17 protein-coding genes are annotated in these 19517 nt (G+C 54.4%); 8 read left to right on the top strand and 9 right to left on the bottom strand.

Features of this window, described 5'->3' with window-relative positions; genetic code table 11:
- Positions 1 to 186: 186 nt before the first annotated feature.
- The 6 genes from LCF41_RS19925 to LCF41_RS19950 all read right to left on the bottom strand — a co-directional run bounded on the left by LCF41_RS19925 (position 187) and on the right by LCF41_RS19950 (position 6821).
- The gene (locus tag LCF41_RS19925; protein WP_225088235.1) at positions 187 to 963 is read right to left on the bottom strand and encodes an ABC transporter ATP-binding protein; all 777 of its coding nucleotides are present in this window, start codon (positions 961 to 963) and stop codon (positions 187 to 189) included.
- Positions 964 to 1007: 44 nt separating this feature from the next.
- On the bottom strand, positions 1008 to 1895 hold the full coding sequence (locus tag LCF41_RS19930) for an ABC transporter ATP-binding protein (protein ID WP_411561407.1): 888 nt from the start codon (positions 1893 to 1895) through the stop codon (positions 1008 to 1010).
- Positions 1867 to 2748 (bottom strand): ABC transporter permease, encoded by an 882-nt coding sequence (locus LCF41_RS19935; RefSeq protein WP_180743319.1) that lies wholly within the window; start codon positions 2746 to 2748, stop codon positions 1867 to 1869. The genes LCF41_RS19930 and LCF41_RS19935 overlap by 29 nt, the downstream gene beginning before the upstream one ends.
- 38 nt (positions 2749 to 2786) lie before the next feature.
- The gene (locus LCF41_RS19940; RefSeq protein WP_225086011.1) at positions 2787 to 3827 is read right to left on the bottom strand and encodes an ABC transporter permease; all 1041 of its coding nucleotides are present in this window, start codon (positions 3825 to 3827) and stop codon (positions 2787 to 2789) included.
- A 132-nt stretch (positions 3828 to 3959) separates the two neighbouring features.
- On the bottom strand, positions 3960 to 5570 hold the full coding sequence (locus LCF41_RS19945) for an ABC transporter substrate-binding protein (RefSeq protein WP_225086012.1): 1611 nt from the start codon (positions 5568 to 5570) through the stop codon (positions 3960 to 3962).
- 96 nt (positions 5571 to 5666) lie between these two features.
- On the bottom strand, positions 5667 to 6821 hold the full coding sequence (locus tag LCF41_RS19950) for a mandelate racemase family protein (protein ID WP_180743243.1): 1155 nt from the start codon (positions 6819 to 6821) through the stop codon (positions 5667 to 5669).
- Between the two features lie 625 nt (positions 6822 to 7446).
- Here LCF41_RS19950 and nirB point away from each other — a divergent pair.
- From nirB to LCF41_RS19990, 8 genes are all read left to right on the top strand, one after another.
- Positions 7447 to 9999: a nitrite reductase large subunit NirB gene (gene nirB, locus LCF41_RS19955; protein WP_225086013.1), complete on the top strand. Its 2553-nt coding sequence runs from the start codon at positions 7447 to 7449 to the stop codon at positions 9997 to 9999.
- The gene (gene nirD, locus LCF41_RS19960) at positions 9996 to 10364 is read left to right on the top strand and encodes a nitrite reductase small subunit NirD (RefSeq protein ID WP_039484605.1); all 369 of its coding nucleotides are present in this window, start codon (positions 9996 to 9998) and stop codon (positions 10362 to 10364) included. Before nirB ends, nirD begins: the two co-directional genes overlap by 4 nt.
- A gap of 26 nt (positions 10365 to 10390) precedes the next feature.
- Positions 10391 to 11770 carry a siroheme synthase CysG gene (gene cysG / locus LCF41_RS19965; RefSeq protein WP_225086014.1) on the top strand — a complete coding sequence of 460 codons (1380 nt, stop codon included), beginning with the start codon at positions 10391 to 10393 and terminating at the stop codon, positions 11768 to 11770.
- Positions 11771 to 12257: 487 nt separating this feature from the next.
- Positions 12258 to 12974 carry an ABC transporter permease gene (locus tag LCF41_RS19970; RefSeq protein WP_225086015.1) on the top strand — a complete coding sequence of 239 codons (717 nt, stop codon included), beginning with the start codon at positions 12258 to 12260 and terminating at the stop codon, positions 12972 to 12974.
- A complete protein-coding gene (locus LCF41_RS19975; protein ID WP_010277633.1) occupies positions 12974 to 13708 on the top strand; it encodes an ABC transporter permease in 735 nt (244 codons plus the stop codon). The genes LCF41_RS19970 and LCF41_RS19975 overlap by 1 nt, the downstream gene beginning before the upstream one ends.
- Positions 13705 to 14469, top strand: coding sequence for an ABC transporter ATP-binding protein (locus tag LCF41_RS19980; RefSeq protein ID WP_010277637.1), 765 nt, complete (start codon positions 13705 to 13707; stop codon positions 14467 to 14469). Before LCF41_RS19975 ends, LCF41_RS19980 begins: the two co-directional genes overlap by 4 nt.
- Positions 14470 to 14572: 103 nt before the next feature.
- Positions 14573 to 15442, top strand: coding sequence for a transporter substrate-binding domain-containing protein (locus LCF41_RS19985; RefSeq protein WP_225086016.1), 870 nt, complete (start codon positions 14573 to 14575; stop codon positions 15440 to 15442).
- A 94-nt stretch (positions 15443 to 15536) separates the two neighbouring features.
- Positions 15537 to 16994: a M20 family metallopeptidase gene (locus LCF41_RS19990; protein WP_225086017.1), complete on the top strand. Its 1458-nt coding sequence runs from the start codon at positions 15537 to 15539 to the stop codon at positions 16992 to 16994.
- Between the two features lie 75 nt (positions 16995 to 17069).
- On the opposite strand, the gene trpS is transcribed toward LCF41_RS19990, so the two are convergent.
- Genes trpS through rpe form a run of 3 tightly spaced genes read right to left on the bottom strand, consistent with a single transcriptional unit; the run spans position 17070 to position 19445 of the window.
- Positions 17070 to 18074, bottom strand: coding sequence for a tryptophan--tRNA ligase (gene trpS, locus LCF41_RS19995; RefSeq protein ID WP_039534944.1), 1005 nt, complete (start codon positions 18072 to 18074; stop codon positions 17070 to 17072).
- Positions 18071 to 18775 (bottom strand): phosphoglycolate phosphatase, encoded by a 705-nt coding sequence (locus tag LCF41_RS20000; RefSeq protein ID WP_225086018.1) that lies wholly within the window; start codon positions 18773 to 18775, stop codon positions 18071 to 18073. Before LCF41_RS20000 ends, trpS begins: the two co-directional genes overlap by 4 nt.
- On the bottom strand, positions 18768 to 19445 hold the full coding sequence (gene rpe / locus LCF41_RS20005) for a ribulose-phosphate 3-epimerase (RefSeq protein ID WP_039492116.1): 678 nt from the start codon (positions 19443 to 19445) through the stop codon (positions 18768 to 18770). The genes LCF41_RS20000 and rpe overlap by 8 nt, the downstream gene beginning before the upstream one ends.
- Positions 19446 to 19517 lie beyond the last annotated feature (72 nt).

The following is a 19517-nucleotide window of genomic DNA, read 5'->3' on the forward strand; positions in this document are numbered from 1 at the left end:
GCTGACTACACAAAGCGTAATGATTGTAAGTATCCGCACCCTTCAACGCTACCCATTTACCTTTTTTTACGAATAAAAGTCTGTTCGTAACCAACTGTGAGCGAAAACCGGCGCGTAAGATAAAAAAAGGGCCGATTGCTCGGCCCCCATGATGATTATTGCGCAGCGCGACGAGTCCATACGTACCTAGCCCATGCGCTCCGAGCGCACCGCCAGATCGCGGCTGTACTGACGGCTGGCATCCACCAGCATTGAGGTATACGCATCCTTCGGCACATCACTAGTCAGGTCGTCAGTTTCCAGCGTTTCCAGTATCTTGCCGTACTGCATCACCGCCACTTTATGACACAAATGGGAAATCACGCCCAAGTCATGTGTCACCATCAGGTAGGTCAGCTTTTCCTGCTGCTGCAACTCCATAAGCAGGTTGAGAATTTCCGCCTGCACCGACACATCCAGCGCCGACGTCGGCTCATCCAGCAGCAGAACTCTAGGCTCCAGAATCAGCGCACGGGCAATTGCCACACGCTGACGCTGCCCGCCCGAAAGCTGGTGCGGGTAGCGACGACGGAAGTTCGTTCCCAGCCCCACTTTCTCCAGCAGGCTGTCGATACGATCGTCACGATCGTCAAAACGGTGGATCGACAGTGGTTCTTCCAGAATGGCTTCCACGGTATGACGGGGATGCAGCGATCCGTACGGATCCTGGAACACCATCTGCACTTGCCGACAGCGCGCCTGTTCGATCCGGTGCGCCAGTTGCTTCCCGTCAATCAGCAGCGTGCCTTCCCAATGATTAAATAACCCGGCCAGACACTTCAGCACCGTGGTTTTACCAGAGCCAGACTCCCCCACCAGACCGAAGATATCGCCATCGTTGACGGTGAGGTTCACATCATACAACACCTGATTCTTCGCGCTGCCATGACCAAAAGAGAGATTCAGGTTATTCACTTCGATCATCGGCTTACGTTGACGCATTGCTTCAGTTGCCATGATTGTCCCCTTTATCCGTTGATCCAGGCAGGATCGCGATTCATTACCGGCAAACGCGGACGGCGGTGATCGATATCCGGCAACGAATTCAGCAACCCACGCGTGTACGGATGCTGTGCGTTGTCGAGATCGGCAGCGGCAATGGATTCCACGACGCGCCCGGCGTACATCACCAGCACCCGATCGCAGAAGCTGCGTACCAGATTGATGTCGTGACTAATGAAAATCAGCCCCAGACCGCGCTCGCTCACCAAATCATCCAGCATTGCCAGCACCTGCAAGCGCACAGACACATCCAGCGCCGAGGTCGGCTCATCGGCAATCACGATTTCGGGTTCCGTAATCAGCATCATCGCAATCATGATGCGCTGCCCCTGCCCGCCCGAGATTTCATGAGGATACAAATGATAGACGCGCTCTGGCTGACGAATCCGCACCACGTCCAGCATCGCCATGACCTTTTCCTTCGCCTCACGGTGCGACACTTTATGGTGCGCCAGATAGGCTTCAGCAATCTGATCGCCGACGCATACTACCGGATTCAACGAGTATTTTGGGTCTTGCATAATCATGGAGATACGCTTGCCGCGAATCTGACGCATCCGCGCCTCATCCGCTTTCAGCAGATCGGTATCGCCGAAACGCAGTTTGTCCGCCGTAATCCGCGCACTGTGCGGATGCAACTGCAACAGCGCCCGGCCGACTGTCGACTTACCGGAGCCGGATTCACCGACAATCGCCAGCTTTTCACAGCCAAGCCGGAAGGATACGCCGCGCACGGCATCGGTCACCGCCCCGCGATTCACGAAACTCACCCGCAGATTTTCCACTTCCATCAGGGGCGAGCTTCCCGGCGCACGTTGAGAAAACTTATTCAGTTCTGGGATCGAGGATGTCACGTAGGCCGTCTCCAAGGAAGTTGAACGCCAGGCTGTTAATCAAAATCGCCAGCCCCGGAATAGTTACTAACCACCAGCACTCCATCATGTAACGACGACCCGCAGAGATCATCGCGCCCCATTCAGGATCGGGCGGCTGCGCCCCCAATCCCAGAAAGCCCAGACCCGCCGCGGTCAGAATGATGCCGGCCATATTCATGGTGATACGGATAATCACCGACGGCAGACACAGCGGCACAATGTGGTGTAGCAGGATGCGAATAGAGGATGCCCCTTGCAGCTTCACAGCAGAAATAAAGTCCGCGTGACGCAGCGACAGCGTCTCCGCCCTTGCCAGACGGGCAATCGGCGGCCAGGCCGTCAGCGTAATCGCGATCACCACATGCTCCAGACCAGGGCCAAGCGCCGCAACGAACGCCAGCGCCAACACCAGGCTGGGGAAAGAGATGAAAATATCGGTGATACGCATCAGGATGGTATCGACAATCCCGCCGTAATACCCAGCCACCACGCCCAACGCCAGCCCGATAGGCCCAACGGTGACGGACACCAGCGCCACGATATACAGCGTGATACGTGAACCATAGACCAGACGGCTAAACACATCGCGCCCAAACTCATCGGTGCCAAAGTAGTGCGCCGCACTCGGGGCTTGTAACGCGTTAGCCAAGTCCTGTACCAGCGGATCGTGCGTGGCGATCCACGGGGCGAAAATGGCGACCAGCATCAACATCAGCACAATCGCAGAACCCATCGCGGTCAGCGGATTGCGCAGCATCGTCAAGAGAAACCCGCCGATTCGCGCCCCGCGTAGCCGCAAGCGGCTCACGCGTTTTTCCGGCGGTGTCCGCATTACCGATTCACGACTGACCGGTGGCTCAGAGGAAATATTCATGCGTTCGTCCTCGGATCAAAGATTTGATACAACATGTCCGACAGCAGGTTAAGCGTCACGAAGATCAACCCGACCAGCAGCACACACCCCATCACCGCGTTCATATCCCCCAGCAGCAGACTGCCTGTCAGATAGGAACCAAAGCCCGGCCATGAGAAGACGGTTTCGATCAGTACCGCCCCTTCCAGCAGCGAGCCATACGCCAGCGCCACCACCGTCAGAAGCTGAACCAGAATATTGCGAAACGCGTGCGCCCAGACGACACGGAACTCAGACAGCCCTTTCACGCGAGCGGTAATGATGTATTCCTGCGAAAGCTGCGCCAGCATGAAGCTGCGCGTCATACGGCTGATATAGGCCAGCGAGTGGAAGCCCAGAATCGTGGCTGGCAGCACCAGATGATTCAACGCGCTGCGGAATACATCCCACTCACCCGCCAGTAGCGAATCCACCAGCAGCAGACCGGTACGGTTTTCCACCAGACCGTCATAGGCCATATCAACCCGCCCTGCTCCGCCAACCCAGTTCAGCCAGGCATAGAACACCAGCAGCCCCATCATCCCGACCCAGAATATCGGCGTGGAATAACCGGCCAGGCTGATAAAACGCACCACATAATCCGCCCACTTACCGCGTCGTGCCGCAGCCAGCACGCCTAGCGGCACGCCCAGCCCCGCACCGACGATAATCGCCATCGTCGCCAGCTCAACGGTGGCGGGGAAGACACGGATAATGTCATCCATCACCGGTCGTCCGGTCAGGAGCGCATTGCCCAGATCCCCATGCATCAGCGAATTAAAGTAAATAAAGAACTGCACATACAGCGGCCTATCCAACCCCAGCTGTTGGTAAACCTGTTGATAGGTACTTTGGTCGGCATCCTGTCCGACAATAGCCAGAACGGGATCGATTGGCATCACGCGGCCAATCACAAAGGTCAGGATTAATAACCCGAACAGCGTGACGATCACCTGAAACAGACGCTTTGCCAAACGACGCAGTACTCCACCCGGCTTGATCCAATCAGAGAAAACCATGTTCTTTCTCCTGATATCCCGGCGAGCGGCGACAGCAAATCGCCACTCACGCGGTCATCTCTTTTTAACGTATCTGATCGGGATGAATCGCCGGGAACGTGTCGGCGACGCATCCGGTTTAACGTGTGGACACTAGCGCTGCTTGTATACCTCGCGCAGATGCGTCGTAGAAGACGGATGCGGCACATAGCCTTTCACGTCCTTACGCAACACCACAGAATCGATCATCTGCGACACCGGAATAATGGCCGGGAACAGTTCTTCATAACGATTCTGCACGTTGATATACATCTGCTTTTGTTTCTGAGGATCTTTCTCCAACAGCGCCTGATCGATCATGTCGTTCAGCGGTTTGTCGTAGAAAGAGGTGCGCCAGCCCTGGAAGTTGGTCAGTTTGGCTTCGTCGCTGTTATCCGGGTTATAGACAACAGAACGCAGGCTGGAGTGAGGATGCGGATCGACGCCACCACCGCCACGGCCGACCAGCATGTCGAATTTACGATCGCGCATCGCGCCGTAAACCTGATTACCGGTGCCGGAGATGATTTTGGCTTTGATGCCCGCCTGTGCCAGCGTGGACTGTACCGATGTCGCCAGATTCAGGAACGGCTGGTCGGACAGAACACGCAGCGTGGTTTCAAATCCATTTGGGTAGCCCGCTTCGGCCAGCAGCGCTTTGGCGCGTGGCACGTCCAGCTTGTAGCCAGGATCCGGCAACGTCGCATCCATCCCTTTCTGGATGGGGCGCTGATGATAGAAACCATAGCCGGGCATGACCGTGTTATTGATGCCATCGTAATCAATCAGGTAACGAACCGCTTCACGCACTTTTGGTTTTGCGAAGTATTCATTTTTCAGGCTCATTGCAACGTAGTACAGCGTGCCTTTTTTCACCTCATCAACCACCACGTCTTTATCTTGTTTCAGCGCATTGATATCCGGCACCGACATGCCAGAAGCGACGTCAATATCGCCTTTTTCAATCATCAGGCGCAGCGCCTGTGACTCGGTCATGTGGCGGAAAATCACGCGCCGCATTTTCGCGTCGCCCTGCCAGTTGTTCTCAACCTTGCTGATACGCAGTACGTCTTTCGCCTGCCACACGTCCAGCTTAAACGGGCCGGAACCGGCTTCGTTCGTGGTCAGCCAGCCGTTGCCCCAGTCGCCGTTTTTCTCATGCTGCATCACCGTTTTGCTATCCAGCACCGATCCGCTCCCCAGCGTCGCCAGCGAGTAGAGCACCAGTTTGGGGTCGTTCGGTTTTGGCAGTTCGATTTCAACAGAGTGAGCGTCTTTGGCGCGGATCATTTTCTCCACGTTTTCCGCGGTGAAGCCGTAGGATTTCCACGTCGTCGCTTGCGCCATGTTGAGGTTCAGCAGACGCTTCATCGACCAGGCGAAGTCTTGCGCCGTGACGGGGTTACCGGAATGGAATTTGGCGTTATCCACCAGATTGAAGGTAATGACCTTACCGTCATCACTGACGCTCCAGCTTTTCGCCAGAGAAGGCTGAATGTTACTCAGGTTGGCGGGATCCAGCACCACCAGCGAGTCATAGAGGTTGACGATAATGCCCACCACTTCGTTACCGGTCATGGCGGCCGGATCGAGTGAGAGCATGTTGTTCATGTTCATCCCCACGATCAGCTGATCGTCAGGGGTTTTTGCCGATAGAATGGCCGGCGTGGCGGCCATGCAGAGTGAACCTAACAGCAGGGTACGGAGTATTGCTCGTGCTTTCATCGTTATTCTCCAGGTGTGGGAGCATGGAAGACGACAACTTTTTATTTTTTAGGTAAGGCTATCTTTCAGATCGAACAAAACCATTCATATATAAAGTTATTCTTTGCTTAGGGTATGCTCCTCAATCCAGTCAAAATTGATATCTTCTCCCAGCCCCGGACGTTGCGGCAGATGCACAAAGCCCTCGTCATCCATTGGATCGACAATCGAATTCAGATACGCAGCAGGTTCGTCGTAATCGAGGAAAGGATGCAGCAGGCCGCGTTCATACCAGCGGCAATTTTTGATCGCCCCAACGACGTTGAGGTTTGGCGCACCGTTACCGTGAACTTCGCAGTCCATACCGAAGGATTCCGCCAGGCTAGCGACCTTCATACACGGCCAGAGACCGCCCACGCCCTGCACGCCCGCGCGTAAAATGTCGCATGCACCTTCTTTAACCCAGTCAGCACGGCTGAAGTATTTTCCTGACAAGCTTTCCGGCCCAATGACATCAATATCCAGACTCTTGGTCAGCCAGCTGTAGGACGCCATGCTCTGTTCTTCCATCGGTTCTTCAAACCAGGTGAAATCGAGCTTTTGCAGTTCACGGCCGATATACAGCGCATCGCTACGGCTGTACCAATGGTAGCCATCCAGCATCAGGCAGATGTCCGGGCCGACTGCTTCGCGTACTGCGGCACAGGCTTTCACGTCGATCTTCGGGCTTGGCGCGAACGATACTGGCGGCATCCAGGTGTGCAACTTGATGGCTTTATAGCCGCGCTGCACCAGCTTTTCTGCGAACTGGCCGTATTCCTCTGGGGTAGATAAACCGCCTTCCAGCTCATCACCACACATGGTGCTGCCGTAGGCAGGGACTTTTTCACGATAGCCGCCGAGCAGTTTGTGCACCGGCATGTTCAGCACGCGGCCTTGCAGATCCCACAGTGCGGATTCCACAATCGACAGCGCGCGATCGGTTAGTTGGTTGGCGCTACCGCGTTGCCAATGCACCAGATCCTGCCAGAGGCGTTCACGGTCGAAGGGGTTCTGCCCAATCAGCACTTTGCGGAAGAACGCATTAACAATATGAGGACGGATCACTTCCGGCGGCGCGAAAGCGTAACCTTTTTGACCGTCATCTGCCGTGATGGTTAACAGCGCCATCTTCGCCTGATTTTCAGGCCCTGGGTGTGAATGACCCGCACTGTCGGAAACCCGGCGTGTGGGATAAGTGAAGACGGTGACATCAATTGATTCTATTTTCACGTTGTTACCTGCCTTGATGTTTAACACAACTCATGTACAAGATTTGCGACTAAATAATTAAAGAATAACGGTACTGACGGTGTTGGGACGGGTAGATAAAAAGCACCTGTCTCTCTGGTATGACCTTATAAGTCGATCAATGTCACAGAATAGAAATGGCGTGCTAATTAAAAAAAAATGGCGTTTTATTTTTAATTATTAAGGTTGTTACGCCGTTAGTCATTAGGCAATTTCTTCCATATGACGAAATTATGTCGCCGATAATTGTGCAATCGCACATAAAGCTGTGAGCATTATCACCAGAAAATTTCATATCCTTATTAAACAAATGGATAATCCCTTAGTTTTATTTTTAAGCAGCACAGGTGCGCGAATGATTAACGAGGAGGACGATTATGCTGATAGCGGATTGGCCGCTAATCAGTCGGCTTCTGACCAAAAGCGTGCTATAGGTCTCATTTTTGCCAGTCGCTAAAACCCCAACAAAAACCAAGACTTAATAAAAAATAAGTAAAATCATGAAGATACTCATAAAGTAGTATATAAAAGACTATTTGATATACATCAATAAGCGCCCCCCGTGGAGCGATAAGGTAACCTCAGAAGAAGCAATTTTGAGGCAAAAATGAACAAAGTCAGACTCGCTGTGATCGGTAACGGGATGGTCGGCCACCGTTTTATCGAAGAGTTGCTGGATAAGGCCCCGACATCCACCTACGAGATTACCGTTTTTTGTGAAGAACCCCGCGTCGCCTACGATCGTGTCCACCTCTCTTCTTACTTCGCACACCACACGGTAGAGGAGCTTTCTTTAGTACGCGAAGGCTACTATGAAAAAAATGGCGTTAACGTCCTGCTTGGTGAACGCGCCATCACCATTAACCGCAGTGAAAAAGCCATTCACTCCAATTCCGGTCGTACCGTGTATTACGACAAACTCATCATGGCAACCGGCTCCTACCCTTGGATCCCTGCCATTAAAGGCTCAAACGGGCAGGACTGTTTCGTGTACCGCACGATTGAAGATCTGAACGCCATCGAAAACTGCGCACGCCGCAGCAAACGCGGCGCGGTAATCGGCGGGGGTCTATTAGGTCTGGAAGCTGCTGGTGCACTGAAACACCTTGGCGTGGAAACACACGTCATCGAGTTCGCTCCGGTGCTCATGGCCGAACAGCTGGATGCACAGGGCGGCGCCCTGCTGCAACGCAAGATTGAAAACATGGGTGTGCGTGTGCACACCAGCAAGAATACGCAGGCCATTCAGCATTCCGGTCTGGAAAACCGCAAGACAATGGTGTTTGCCGACGGCAGCACGCTGGAAGTCGACTTTATCGTGTTCTCTACCGGCATCCGCGCACAGGACAAACTGGCGCGCCAGTGTGCGCTGGAAATCGGCCCACGCGGCGGTATCGCGATTAACGACTGGTGCCAAACCTCCGATCCCGACGTCTACGCTATCGGCGAATGTGCCGCCTGGCAGGGCCGGCCATTTGGGCTGGTCGCCCCCGGCTACAAGATGGCGCAGGTTGCCGTCGACCACCTGTTAGGGCATGAAAACCGATTCCAGGGTGCCGACATGAGCGCCAAGCTCAAGCTGATGGGCGTCGATGTCGGCGGGATTGGCGATGCGCACGGCCATACGCCGGGATCTCGCAGTTACATGTGGCTGGATGAAAACAAAGAAACCTACAAACGTCTGATCGTCAGCGCCGATAATAAAACGCTGCTCGGTGCCGTACTGGTCGGCGACACGCGGGACTACGGCAACCTGCTGCAATTCATGCTGAACAAGATCCCGCTGCCGGATTCCCCCGAAGCACTGATTCTTCCTGCATCCGCTGGCAGTGCGAAACCGACGCTGGGTGTCGATGCGTTGCCGGAAAGCGCGCAAATCTGCTCCTGCTTTGACGTCTCCAAAGGCGACATCATCAAAGCGATTAACGGCGGCTGTCACACCGTTGCAGCGATTAAGGAAACCACCAAAGCCGGAACGGGCTGCGGCGGCTGTATCCCACTGCTTACACAGGTGTTGAACGCCGAGCTCAGCAAACAGGGGATTGAAGTCAATAATCACCTGTGCGAACACTTCGCCTACTCGCGCCAGGAGCTGTACCACCTGATCCAAATCGAGAAAATCAAAACGTTCGATCAACTGTTGGAGAAACACGGCTCAGGCTATGGCTGCGAGGTCTGTAAACCAACCGTGGCATCCCTGCTGGCTTCCTGCTGGAATGAATACGTGCTCAAACCACAGCACACGCCGCTGCAGGATTCCAACGATAATTTCCTCGGCAACATCCAGAAAGACGGCACGTACTCCGTGATCCCACGCTCCGCAGGCGGAGAAATCACGCCAGATGGCCTGATCGCCATCGGTCGCATCGCGAAGCAATATAACCTGTACACCAAAATGACCGGTTCCCAGCGCATGGCGCTATTTGGCGTGCAGAAAGACGATCTGCCGGACGTATGGGCCCAGCTCATCGAAGCCGGGTTTGAAACCGGCCACGCTTACGCCAAGGCGCTGCGTATGGCAAAAACCTGCGTTGGTAGTACCTGGTGCCGCTTCGGCGTCGGCGACAGCGTAGGCTTTGGCGTCGAGCTGGAAAACCGCTACAAAGGCATCCGCACCCCACACAAAATGAAATTTGGCGTCTCAGGCTGTACGCGGGAATGTGCAGAGGCACAGGGTAAAGACGTGGGGATTATCGCCACGGAAAAAGGCTGGAACCTCTATGTATGCGGCAACGGCGGGATGAAACCGCGCCACGCCGACCTGCTGGAAGCCGATTTAGATCGCGACACCTTAATCCGCTACCTGGATCGCTTCATGATGTTATATATCCGCACGGCCGATAAGCTCCAGCGTACTTCCGTTTGGCTGGACAACCTCGAAGGCGGCATCGACTATCTGCGTAACGTGATTGTGAAAGACAAACTGGGCATTAACGATCAGCTTGAAGCCGATATCGCACGGCTGCGCGAAGGCTACGTCTGTGAATGGCAGGCGACGCTGGAATCCCCGGAAGCACAGAAACGTTTTACCCACTTCATTAACAGCCCGGAACGTGACCCGAACGTGCAAATGGTGAGTGAACGTCAACAACATCGTCCGGCGCGCCCTGCAGAGCGTATTCCGGTGAAACAGATTGAACTGGAAGGGGAAAGCGCATGAGCCAGTGGACTACGGTATGTAAGTTAGACGACATTCTACCCGGCACCGGCGTTTGCGCACTCGTCGAACAGCAGCAGGTCGCCGTATTCCGGCCTCGTAACGACGAGCAGGTTTACGCCATCAGCAATATCGATCCGTTCGCGCAGGCGAGCGTGTTAAGCCGTGGGATAGTGGGCGAGCATCAAGACGATCTTTGGGTCGCAAGCCCATTGAAAAAACAGCATTTCCGCCTCTATGATGGCTTCTGTCTGGAGGATGGAGCCTATTCTGTTGCGGCTTATGATACTCAGGTAACCAACGGTAATGTGCAAATATCTATCGCAGACCGTGACATCGCGGTTGATAATAGCCAACCATTACCCTAATAACCTGAGCTTTCAAGAGGCGTTACATGGATTACCTGCCAATATTCTGTCAGTTGCACGATAAACCTTGTCTATTGGTGGGAGGGGGTGAAATCGCCGAGCGCAAAGCCCGGCTGTTGCTGGACGCTGGCGCAGTCATTACCGTCAACGCGCTCGATTTTAACGATCAATTTCACGCCTGGGAGCAGGACGCGCAATTAACGCTGGCACGCGGCACTTTCGATCCCATATTACTGGACGAGGTGTGGCTGGTGATTGCCGCCACTGACGATCAGGACGTCAACAACCATGTCTATGCCAGCGCCAGCGAACGTCGGATTTTCTGCAATGTCGTCGATTCACCTGAACGCGCCAGCTTCATTATGCCGTCGATCATCGACCGTTCACCGCTGATGGTCGCGGTCTCCTCTGGCGGCGCAGCACCGGTATTGGCTCGGCTACTGCGGGAAAAACTGGAGAGTATTCTGCCGCAAAATCTCGGTAAGCTGGCGACATACGCAGGTGAATTGCGCAGTCGGGTCAAAAGTCGGTTCCGCAATATGAGCGCGCGCCGTCGCTTCTGGGAAAAGCTCTTCGTACACGATCGGCTGGCGCAGGCGCTGGCCAATGACAATAGCCAAAGCGTTAACCAGCTGACAGAACTCCTTTTCTCCGCGCCGCTCGATGACCGGGGTGAAGTCACGCTGGTCGGCGCCGGGCCGGGCGATGCGGGATTACTGACGTTGAAAGGCTTACAGCATCTCCAGCAGGCCGACATCGTCGTTTACGATCGACTGGTATCGAAAGAGATTCTCAACCTGTCACGCCGCGACGCCGAGCGAATCTTCGTCGGCAAAGCCTCTGGCTATCACAGCGTTCCTCAGGAGCAAATCAATCAGTTGCTGGAAGAAAAGGCACGCGCCGGTCATCGAGTCGTCAGGCTGAAAGGCGGCGACCCCTTTATCTTCGGCCGTGGTGCCGAAGAGCTGGAATACCTGCAACAGGCGGGCGTACCGTTCTCCGTCGTACCCGGTATTACCGCCGCATCAGGCTGTTCAGCCTACAGCGGTATCCCGCTCACCCATCGCGATCATTCACAGGGCGTCAGGCTGATCACCGGACACGTCAAGCACGACACCGATCTGGACTGGTCCAGCCTCGCCGCGGAAAAACAAACGCTGGTGTTTTACATGGGGCTTCAGCAGGCTGAGCACATTCAAAGCAAGCTCATCGAACAGCAGTTACCGGAAACCGTGCCTGTCGCGATTATTGAAAACGGCACCTCAACCAAGCAGCGCGTTCTGAGCGGACAGCTCTCCCAACTGAGCGAATTAGCACAGCAGGCCAGCAGCCCGAGTTTGATCATCATCGGCGACGTCGTTGGTCTACGGGAAAAATTGAGCTGGTTCTCTGACCAGACAGCATAATCCTCTACCTATCTCTCGGCTTACTCGCTATCCGTTCTACCGGATAGCGGTTATGCACCATCATAATGCAATGCCCCATCAAATAGCATAACAATGCACTATTTTGAACATACTCCCTTACAAAATGTCACTTTAATGCTTTACCGCAGGCCATATCTGCCTTATTTTGACTAAAACAAAACTCATTAATAAGCAGACTATATGAATAAATAATCAATAATAGCTTACGTAAAACGTGGCCCGACTATTGCTTAGTTTTCTAATAGATTCGCGGCACGACCTCTGAATCGTTCCTATCGAACCGATTTCATCGTCAAGCCATCGTGCTTTATCGAAATGAGTGCCTCATCGAATACGTACATATCGAAGGGTGATGCATCGCATCATGACGTATTTCTACTCTCGTTCCTGAACGGAGTATGTCGTCCTCTCATCACAAAAACAGTTCTGTTCAGCAGAACAATAAGTAAGCAGTTTGGAGTCACTTGTGGAAGACGTTACTTTCTGGCAGCTCATCAGTTTTGGTGAACATGGCTGGGGGAAATTATTACTGATTGGGGCAGGAATGACGATCGCACTGGCGATCGGCGGCTTCCTGCTGGGGGCGGTGATCGGCACGATCGGTGCCTGGTCCAAAATTTGCGGCAACCACCCCGTGCGCTATCTGGCCGATGGCTACACCACCCTCATCCGTGGCGTCCCCGATCTCCTCATCATCTACCTGCTTTATTTCGGCGGAAGCTCTGCATTAACCCTGCTCGCCAAACTGTTTGGCAGCAATGAGTTCTTTGGCTTTCCTGGCTTCCTCGCAGGGGTAATCGCCGTCGGCATTTCCTCCGGCGCACAGCAGACGGAAGTCTACCGCGGCGCGTTTTACGCCGTGTCCAAAGGGGAAATTGAAGCCGCCAAAGCCTGCGGTATGCCTACGATGCTACGCCTGCGCCGCATCATCGTGCCGCTTCTGCTACGCCATGCTATTCCCGCGCTCGGCAACGTCTGGCAACTGGTGCTGAAAACCTCCGCGTTGGTTTCCGTTACCGGCGTCGCTGAACTATTGACGCAGGCGCAAACGGGTGCGGGTTCTACCGGCAAACCGTTTGATTTCTTCATGGCGGCCGCGCTGCTGTATCTGGCTATCTCAATCTGTTCCGGCTGGATTATGCGCCGTGCTGAGTCTCATTATTCCCGGGGTGTGAAACGCTGATGGATTTTCCTTTTCTGTACGAAACGTTTCTGGAGATTATTCCCGGTATCCCGTTAACCCTGCAACTGGCGGTCAGCTCGGTCTTTCTGGGCTTCTTTCTGGCACTGGGCTTGGCGTTGATGCAGCTATCATCCTTTGCCGTACTGCGCTCCATTGCCCGGACCTACGTGCTGTTTTTCCGCGGTACGCCGCTGCTGGTCCAGCTGTTCCTGATTTACTACGGGCTGGGGCAATTCACCTGGGTTCGGGAAAGTATGCTTTGGCCATTCCTGCGAGAACCGCACTGGTGCGCCCTGCTGTCGCTCAGCCTGTGTACCGGTGCCTATGCCAGTGAAATTATCCGTGGCGGGTTGCAGTCCGTTCCGGTTGGCCAGATCGAATCGGCACGCGCCTGCGGCATGCCGTCGTTCATGATTTTCAAGCGTATCGTTTTTCCGCTGGCAATTCGTCAGGCGCTCCCAGCTTACGGCAACGAACTGATCTCGATGGTCAAATCGACCTCGCTGGCTTCCATCATCACGCTGATGGAAATCACTGGGATCGCGGCACGCCTCATCGCGGAAACCTACCGGGCGCTCGAAGTGTTCCTGGTTGCCGGTGCTATTTATCTGTTTATTAACCTTATTCTGACACGTTTACTGATGTGGACAGAATTTACGCTCACCCCTCATCTCCGTGCGCCGGGCGCGCAACCGGCAGCGAAAAAAATTAAGAAATTGGGAGATCTGCAATGACGACACCCGCCATTAGCCTGCGCAACATTCATAAAAGCTTCGGCTCTCTGGACGTCCTGAAAGGGATTTCGATTGAAGCCAATCAGGGAGAAGTCATCTCAATTTTGGGATCGTCCGGTTCAGGTAAATCGACGCTGCTGCGCTGTAGCAACCTGCTTGAGCTTCCCGATCAGGGCGAGATTATCGTCGGCGGAGAAGCGATTGAAATGAAGCCGAACCGCAAAGGACAGAACCGCCCATCAAACCTCAAACAGATCGACAGAATTCGTACCCAACTGGGCATGGTGTTCCAGAATTTTAACCTCTGGTCACACAAGACCGTGTTGGAAAACATCATCGAAGCGCCCGTGCACGTCTTAAAGCGCCCACAGGCGGAGTGCGTGGAACACGCCGAGCAGCTGTTAGAGAAAGTCGGCCTGGCGGATAAGCGTCACTACTATCCCGCACATTTGTCCGGTGGTCAGCAGCAGCGCGCCGCAATTGCCCGCGCGCTCGCGATGGAACCGAAAGTGATGCTGTTTGATGAGCCGACCTCCGCGCTCGACCCAGAGCTGGTCGGCGAAGTACTGCGCGTCATGCGCACGCTGGCGGATGAAGGGATGACCATGCTGGTCGTGACTCACGAAATGGATTTTGCCCGCGAAGTCTCCAACCGCATCGTCTTCCTCCATCAGGGGGAAATTGAAGAACAGGGAACGCCGGAGCACGTTTTCACTGCCAGCCAGTCGGCTCGCTTCCGGCAATTTATTGCCAGTTGGTAAACACTGCCCCACTGATTTCGTGCGTAGATTTCACCGATGTCGCGAGATGATGTGGGGGAATAAACAAAGCATAACTATATAAAATACCGGGAGAAAAAATAATATGATCAAATCAAAACTCACACTGCTCGCCTGCTCGCTGTGTATGGCAGGAACGCTGGCTACCTCATTCACCGCCTCAGCGGAAGAGAAAAAATGGACGACCGTCCGTATCGCGACCGAAGGCGCTTACCACCCGTATAACTTCACCAAACCAGACGGTACGCTGGATGGCATGGAGATCGAGCTGTACAAAGTGCTGTGTAACAACATGCAGGTGAAATGCGAGATCATGGTTCAACCCTTCGCCAGTGCTATTCCTGCGCTGAACGCGGGTAAATATGACGCGATCATTGCGGGCATGTCTGCCACAGCAAAACGTCGTGAAGTGATCGATTTCAGCCAGCCGTACACGCAGGCAGGGCAGACTTTCGCCGTGCTGAAATCCAGCAAACTCGCTAAAGATTTCCCAGACGCGGGCGTGCGTTTCTCCATTGAGCCCGCCGATGAAGCGAAAGCACTGGCAGAGGTTGAGAAGCTGAAACCGCTGCTGGAAGGCAAAACTATTGGCGTACAGTCTGCTTCTATCGCCAGCGCCTTTTTGGATAAATATCTGAAAGGCGTGATGAAAGTACGCGAATATAAAACCACGCAAGAACACGATCTGGATCTGAAAGCAGGCCGTGTGGATCTGGTTATCGCTTCCGCGCCTTACCTGAAAAGCATTTCGGAAAAACCGGGCAATGCTGACATCGTGATGCCAGGGCCACAGTTCATCGGCGGTATTCTGGGCAGCGGTTCTTCCGTTGGCCTGCGTAAAAGCGATCCTGAGCTGAAAGCTATGTTCGACAAGGCAATCGATCAGGCTAAACAAGACGGTACCATCAGAAAGCTGAGCGAAAAATGGTTCGGCATGGACACCACGCCGCTCTAAGCGTTACCCAATCGCTAAATCGCGTGTCATGGCTGACTGGCTGTGACACGCCCCTCGCCAATGCCATCAAAGAAATCAAACGAGCACACCACGCATGAATGCAACACACACTGAAGGAACGCTGCCGGCCGTTAATCGCCAGAACGTGGAAGAGATCTGCGATCTGATTGCCACCAAGCGACAGCAGTTCTGTACGCTGAGCGACGGCATCTGGGACACGCCGGAGCTGAACTACGAAGAGCATCGTTCGGCGGCACAGCACGAAGCCATCCTGAAAGCAGAAGGCTTCCGCCTGACGAAAGGCATCGCCGACATGCCGACCGCACTGCTGGGAGAATTCGGCGAAGGTCTGCCGATTATCGCCATTCTGGGTGAATACGATGCGCTGCCGGGCCTGAGCCAGCAGGCGAATGTCGCTGAGCCGAAACCGCTGGAAAACGGTGGCAATGGCCACGGTTGCGGGCACAATCTGCTCGGTACCGCAGCGCTACAGGCGGCAACGGCAGTGAAAGATTATCTGCAAAAGCACGCACTGGCCGGAACCGTACGCTTTTACGGCTGCCCTGCGGAAGAAGGCGGATCGTCCAAAGGCTTTATGGTCAAGAAAGGCGTTTTTAACGATGTCGATATCGCCCTCTGCTGGCACCCGGCGACCTTCACCGGCGTCAACAGCCCGGTATCGCTGGCCTGTAACGAACTGAATTTTTACTTCAAAGGTCGTGCGGCTCATGCCGCCAGCAGCCCACATCTGGGACGCAGCGCGCTGGATGCCGTGGAACTCATGAACGTTGGCGTGAACTACATGCGCGAGCACATGCCGTCCTCCGCCCGCATCCACTATGCGATTACCGACAGCGGCGGCCACGCCCCGAACGTCGTTCAGGCCAACGCCACCGTGCGTTACCTCGTACGGGCACGTCAGTTGCCGGAACTGCACCAGTTGGTCAAACGCGTGAAGAAAATTGCCGAAGGCGCAGCGCTGATGACGGAAACCGAAGTCAGCAGCGAAGTGATTAGCGGTGATGCCAATCTGCTGGCGAACCCGCCGCTGGAAGCGCGCATGCACGAACATCTGCTGGCGCTCGGCCCGATACCGTTCGATGACGAAGACCGCAAAATGGCAGCGATGTTCCAGACCGCGCTGAGCGCCGAAGACATTGCCGAATCCTACGCGCGTTTCGGCGTTAAACCGCAGCCGGGTTTAACGCTACACGACGGAATTTATCCGCTGTATAGCCCGAATGACGCCTTCATCGGCTCTACCGACGTGGGGACGGTCAGTTGGGTTGTGCCGACCGTGCAAATTCGCAGTGCCACCTATGCCATCGGCACACCGGCGCATTCGTGGCAGTTGGTCGCACAGGGAAAAACCGGTGCGGCACACAAAGGCACGGAATACGCAGCAAAAGCGATGGCATCATTGGCTATCGACCTGCTGGTCACGCCCGAACTGATTGCACAGGCAAAAGCTGACCATCAGGAAAGATTGCAGCAGACACCGTTTGAGAACCCGATTCCAGACGACGTGTTTCCGCCTATCCCACGGGGATAAAGTAGCGGATTCGAAGGGATAGATAAGTAGTAGCAGGAAACCGTCAGGAGAGATCCTCCTGACGGTAATTAAGACTTACGGGCGGCCAACAAAACCGATAGCGTCGTAAACTTTCTTCAGCGTTTCCTGTGCGCGAGCGCTGGCTTTGTCAGCCCCTTCACGCATAATCTGTTGCAGGAAAGCCTCATCGTTACGGTAGCGATGATAACGTTCTTGCAGCTCAGACAGCATACCGGATACGGCATCCGCCACCGCGCCTTTCAGGTGACCATACATCTGGCCGTTAAATTCCTGCTCCAGCTCAGGGATGGATTTTCCCGTCACGCCAGACAGAATATCCAACAGGTTGGATACCCCAGCTTTATTCGCCACGTCATAGCGAATGACTGGCGGCTCGTCGGAATCCGTCATCGCGCGTTTGATCTTCTTCACCACCGCTTTCGGATCTTCCAGCAGCCCGATAACGTTATTGCGGTTATCGTCAGACTTGGACATCTTTTTGGTCGGTTCCAGCAGCGACATCACACGCGCGCCCGATTTCGGAATGAACGGCTCTGGCACTTTGAAAATGTCGCCATACAGGCTGTTGAAGCGCTGACCGACGTCACGGCTCAGTTCCAAATGCTGCTTCTGATCTTCGCCCACTGGTACCTGATTCGTTTGGTACAACAGGATATCCGCCGCCATCAGCACCGGATAGCTAAACAGACCGGCGTTGATGTTCTCTTCGTAACGCGCAGATTTATCCTTGAACTGGGTCATGCGGCTCAGTTCGCCGAAATACGCGTAGCAGTTCAGTATCCAGCTCAGTTGGCTGTGCTCAGGCACGTGCGACTGAACAAAAATGGTGCTCTTTTTCGGATCGATACCACAGGCCAGATACAGCGCCAGCGTATCCAGCGTCGCTTTTCTCAGCGCCTGCGGATCCTGACGTACCGTGATGGCATGCAAATCCACAATACAATAGATGCAGTCGTAATCGTCCTGCATGTTGACCCACTGACGTAACGCCCCCATGTAGTTACCAATGGTCAATTCACCAGACGGCTGCGCACCGCTAAATACAATGGGCTTACTCATACTAAGGGTTCCTGATTGTGTGAAGAAGAATGCCCGATCAGGGGCAAAATATCGGCAAAACGATCCAGAACGACATCCGGCTGACTCAGCTCGATCGCTTCACCATAGTTATAACCATACGTCATGCCAACACTGCGGCAACCCGCCGCCTGTGCCGCCTGAATATCATTGCGGGAATCGCCGATGAACAGGAGTTCGCTGGCACGCAGCCCCAGCTTACCGAGCACCAAATAGAGCGGCGCAGGATGCGGCTTTTTCACAATGACGTCATCGCCACCGATGATCAGCGAGAAATAGTCGCCAATCCCTAACCCAGCCAGCAACGGTGCAACGAACGGCGTGGGTTTATTGGTCACCACCGCCATCGGAATGCCCTGCTGCGCCAACTGCGCCAGCGTCTCTTTTACCTGCGGAAACAGCGTGCTGCCGCTATCCACTGTCTGCGCATAATAGACATCGAACCGCTCACGGGTTTCCTGCAAACGCGCCGCCGTTGGCTCAACGCCTGCCCAGCGCAGCGCGCGTTCCACCATCACGTCCGCACCGTTACCAATCCAGGTGGCGACACGGGCTTCGCCCGCCGCAGGTAACGACTGCGCCACTAACGCCTGATCGATCGCCGCTGCCAACCCCGGTGCGCTGTGAATCAGCGTACCATCCAAATCAAAAGCCAAGCCGCGAACTGCGGTTAATTCAGTCATGTTTCGTCCTTGAAATTTCATTACGCATTTGATCAATGACGGCACGGTAATCTGGATGACCAAAAATAGCCGATCCCGCCACAAACATATCCGCGCCTGCTTCAGCAATCGCGCCGATATTCTCCACTTTTACACCGCCATCGACTTCCAGTCGAATGTCGTAACCGCTGTCGTCGATCAAGCGGCGAACCTGACGCAGCTTATCCAACGTGCTGGGAATAAAGGACTGGCCGCCAAATCCGGGGTTAACCGACATCAGCAGAATGATATCCAGCTTATCCATGACGTAATCGAGATAACTAAGCGGCGTCGCAGGGTTAAACACCAGCCCGGCTTTACAACCGTGATCTTTGATCAGCTGTAGTGAACGATCGAGGTGATCGGTAGCTTCAGGATGAAAGGTAATGAAACTGGCTCCCGCGTTGGCGAAGTCGGGGATGATACGATCAACGGGTTTCACCATCAGATGAACGTCAATCGGCGCGGTAATGCCGTAATCGCGCAGGGATTTCAGTACCAGCGGGCCAATCGTCAAATTTGGCACATAGTGGTTATCCATGACATCAAAATGGACCACATCCGCCCCGGCAGCCAATACATTAGCGGTATCTTCACCAAGACGGGCAAAATCAGCCGACAAAATGGACGGCGCGATTAAAAACGGTTTCATTCATTTCTCCAAACGGTAAAGTCTGAATGCCTGCGGGTAACCTGTTCCCGGTTAATGACATCTTTCACGCCA

Origin of the sequence: Pectobacterium colocasium (genome assembly GCF_020181655.1) — a bacterium.
Classification (GTDB): Bacteria; Pseudomonadota; Gammaproteobacteria; order Enterobacterales; family Enterobacteriaceae; genus Pectobacterium; species Pectobacterium colocasium.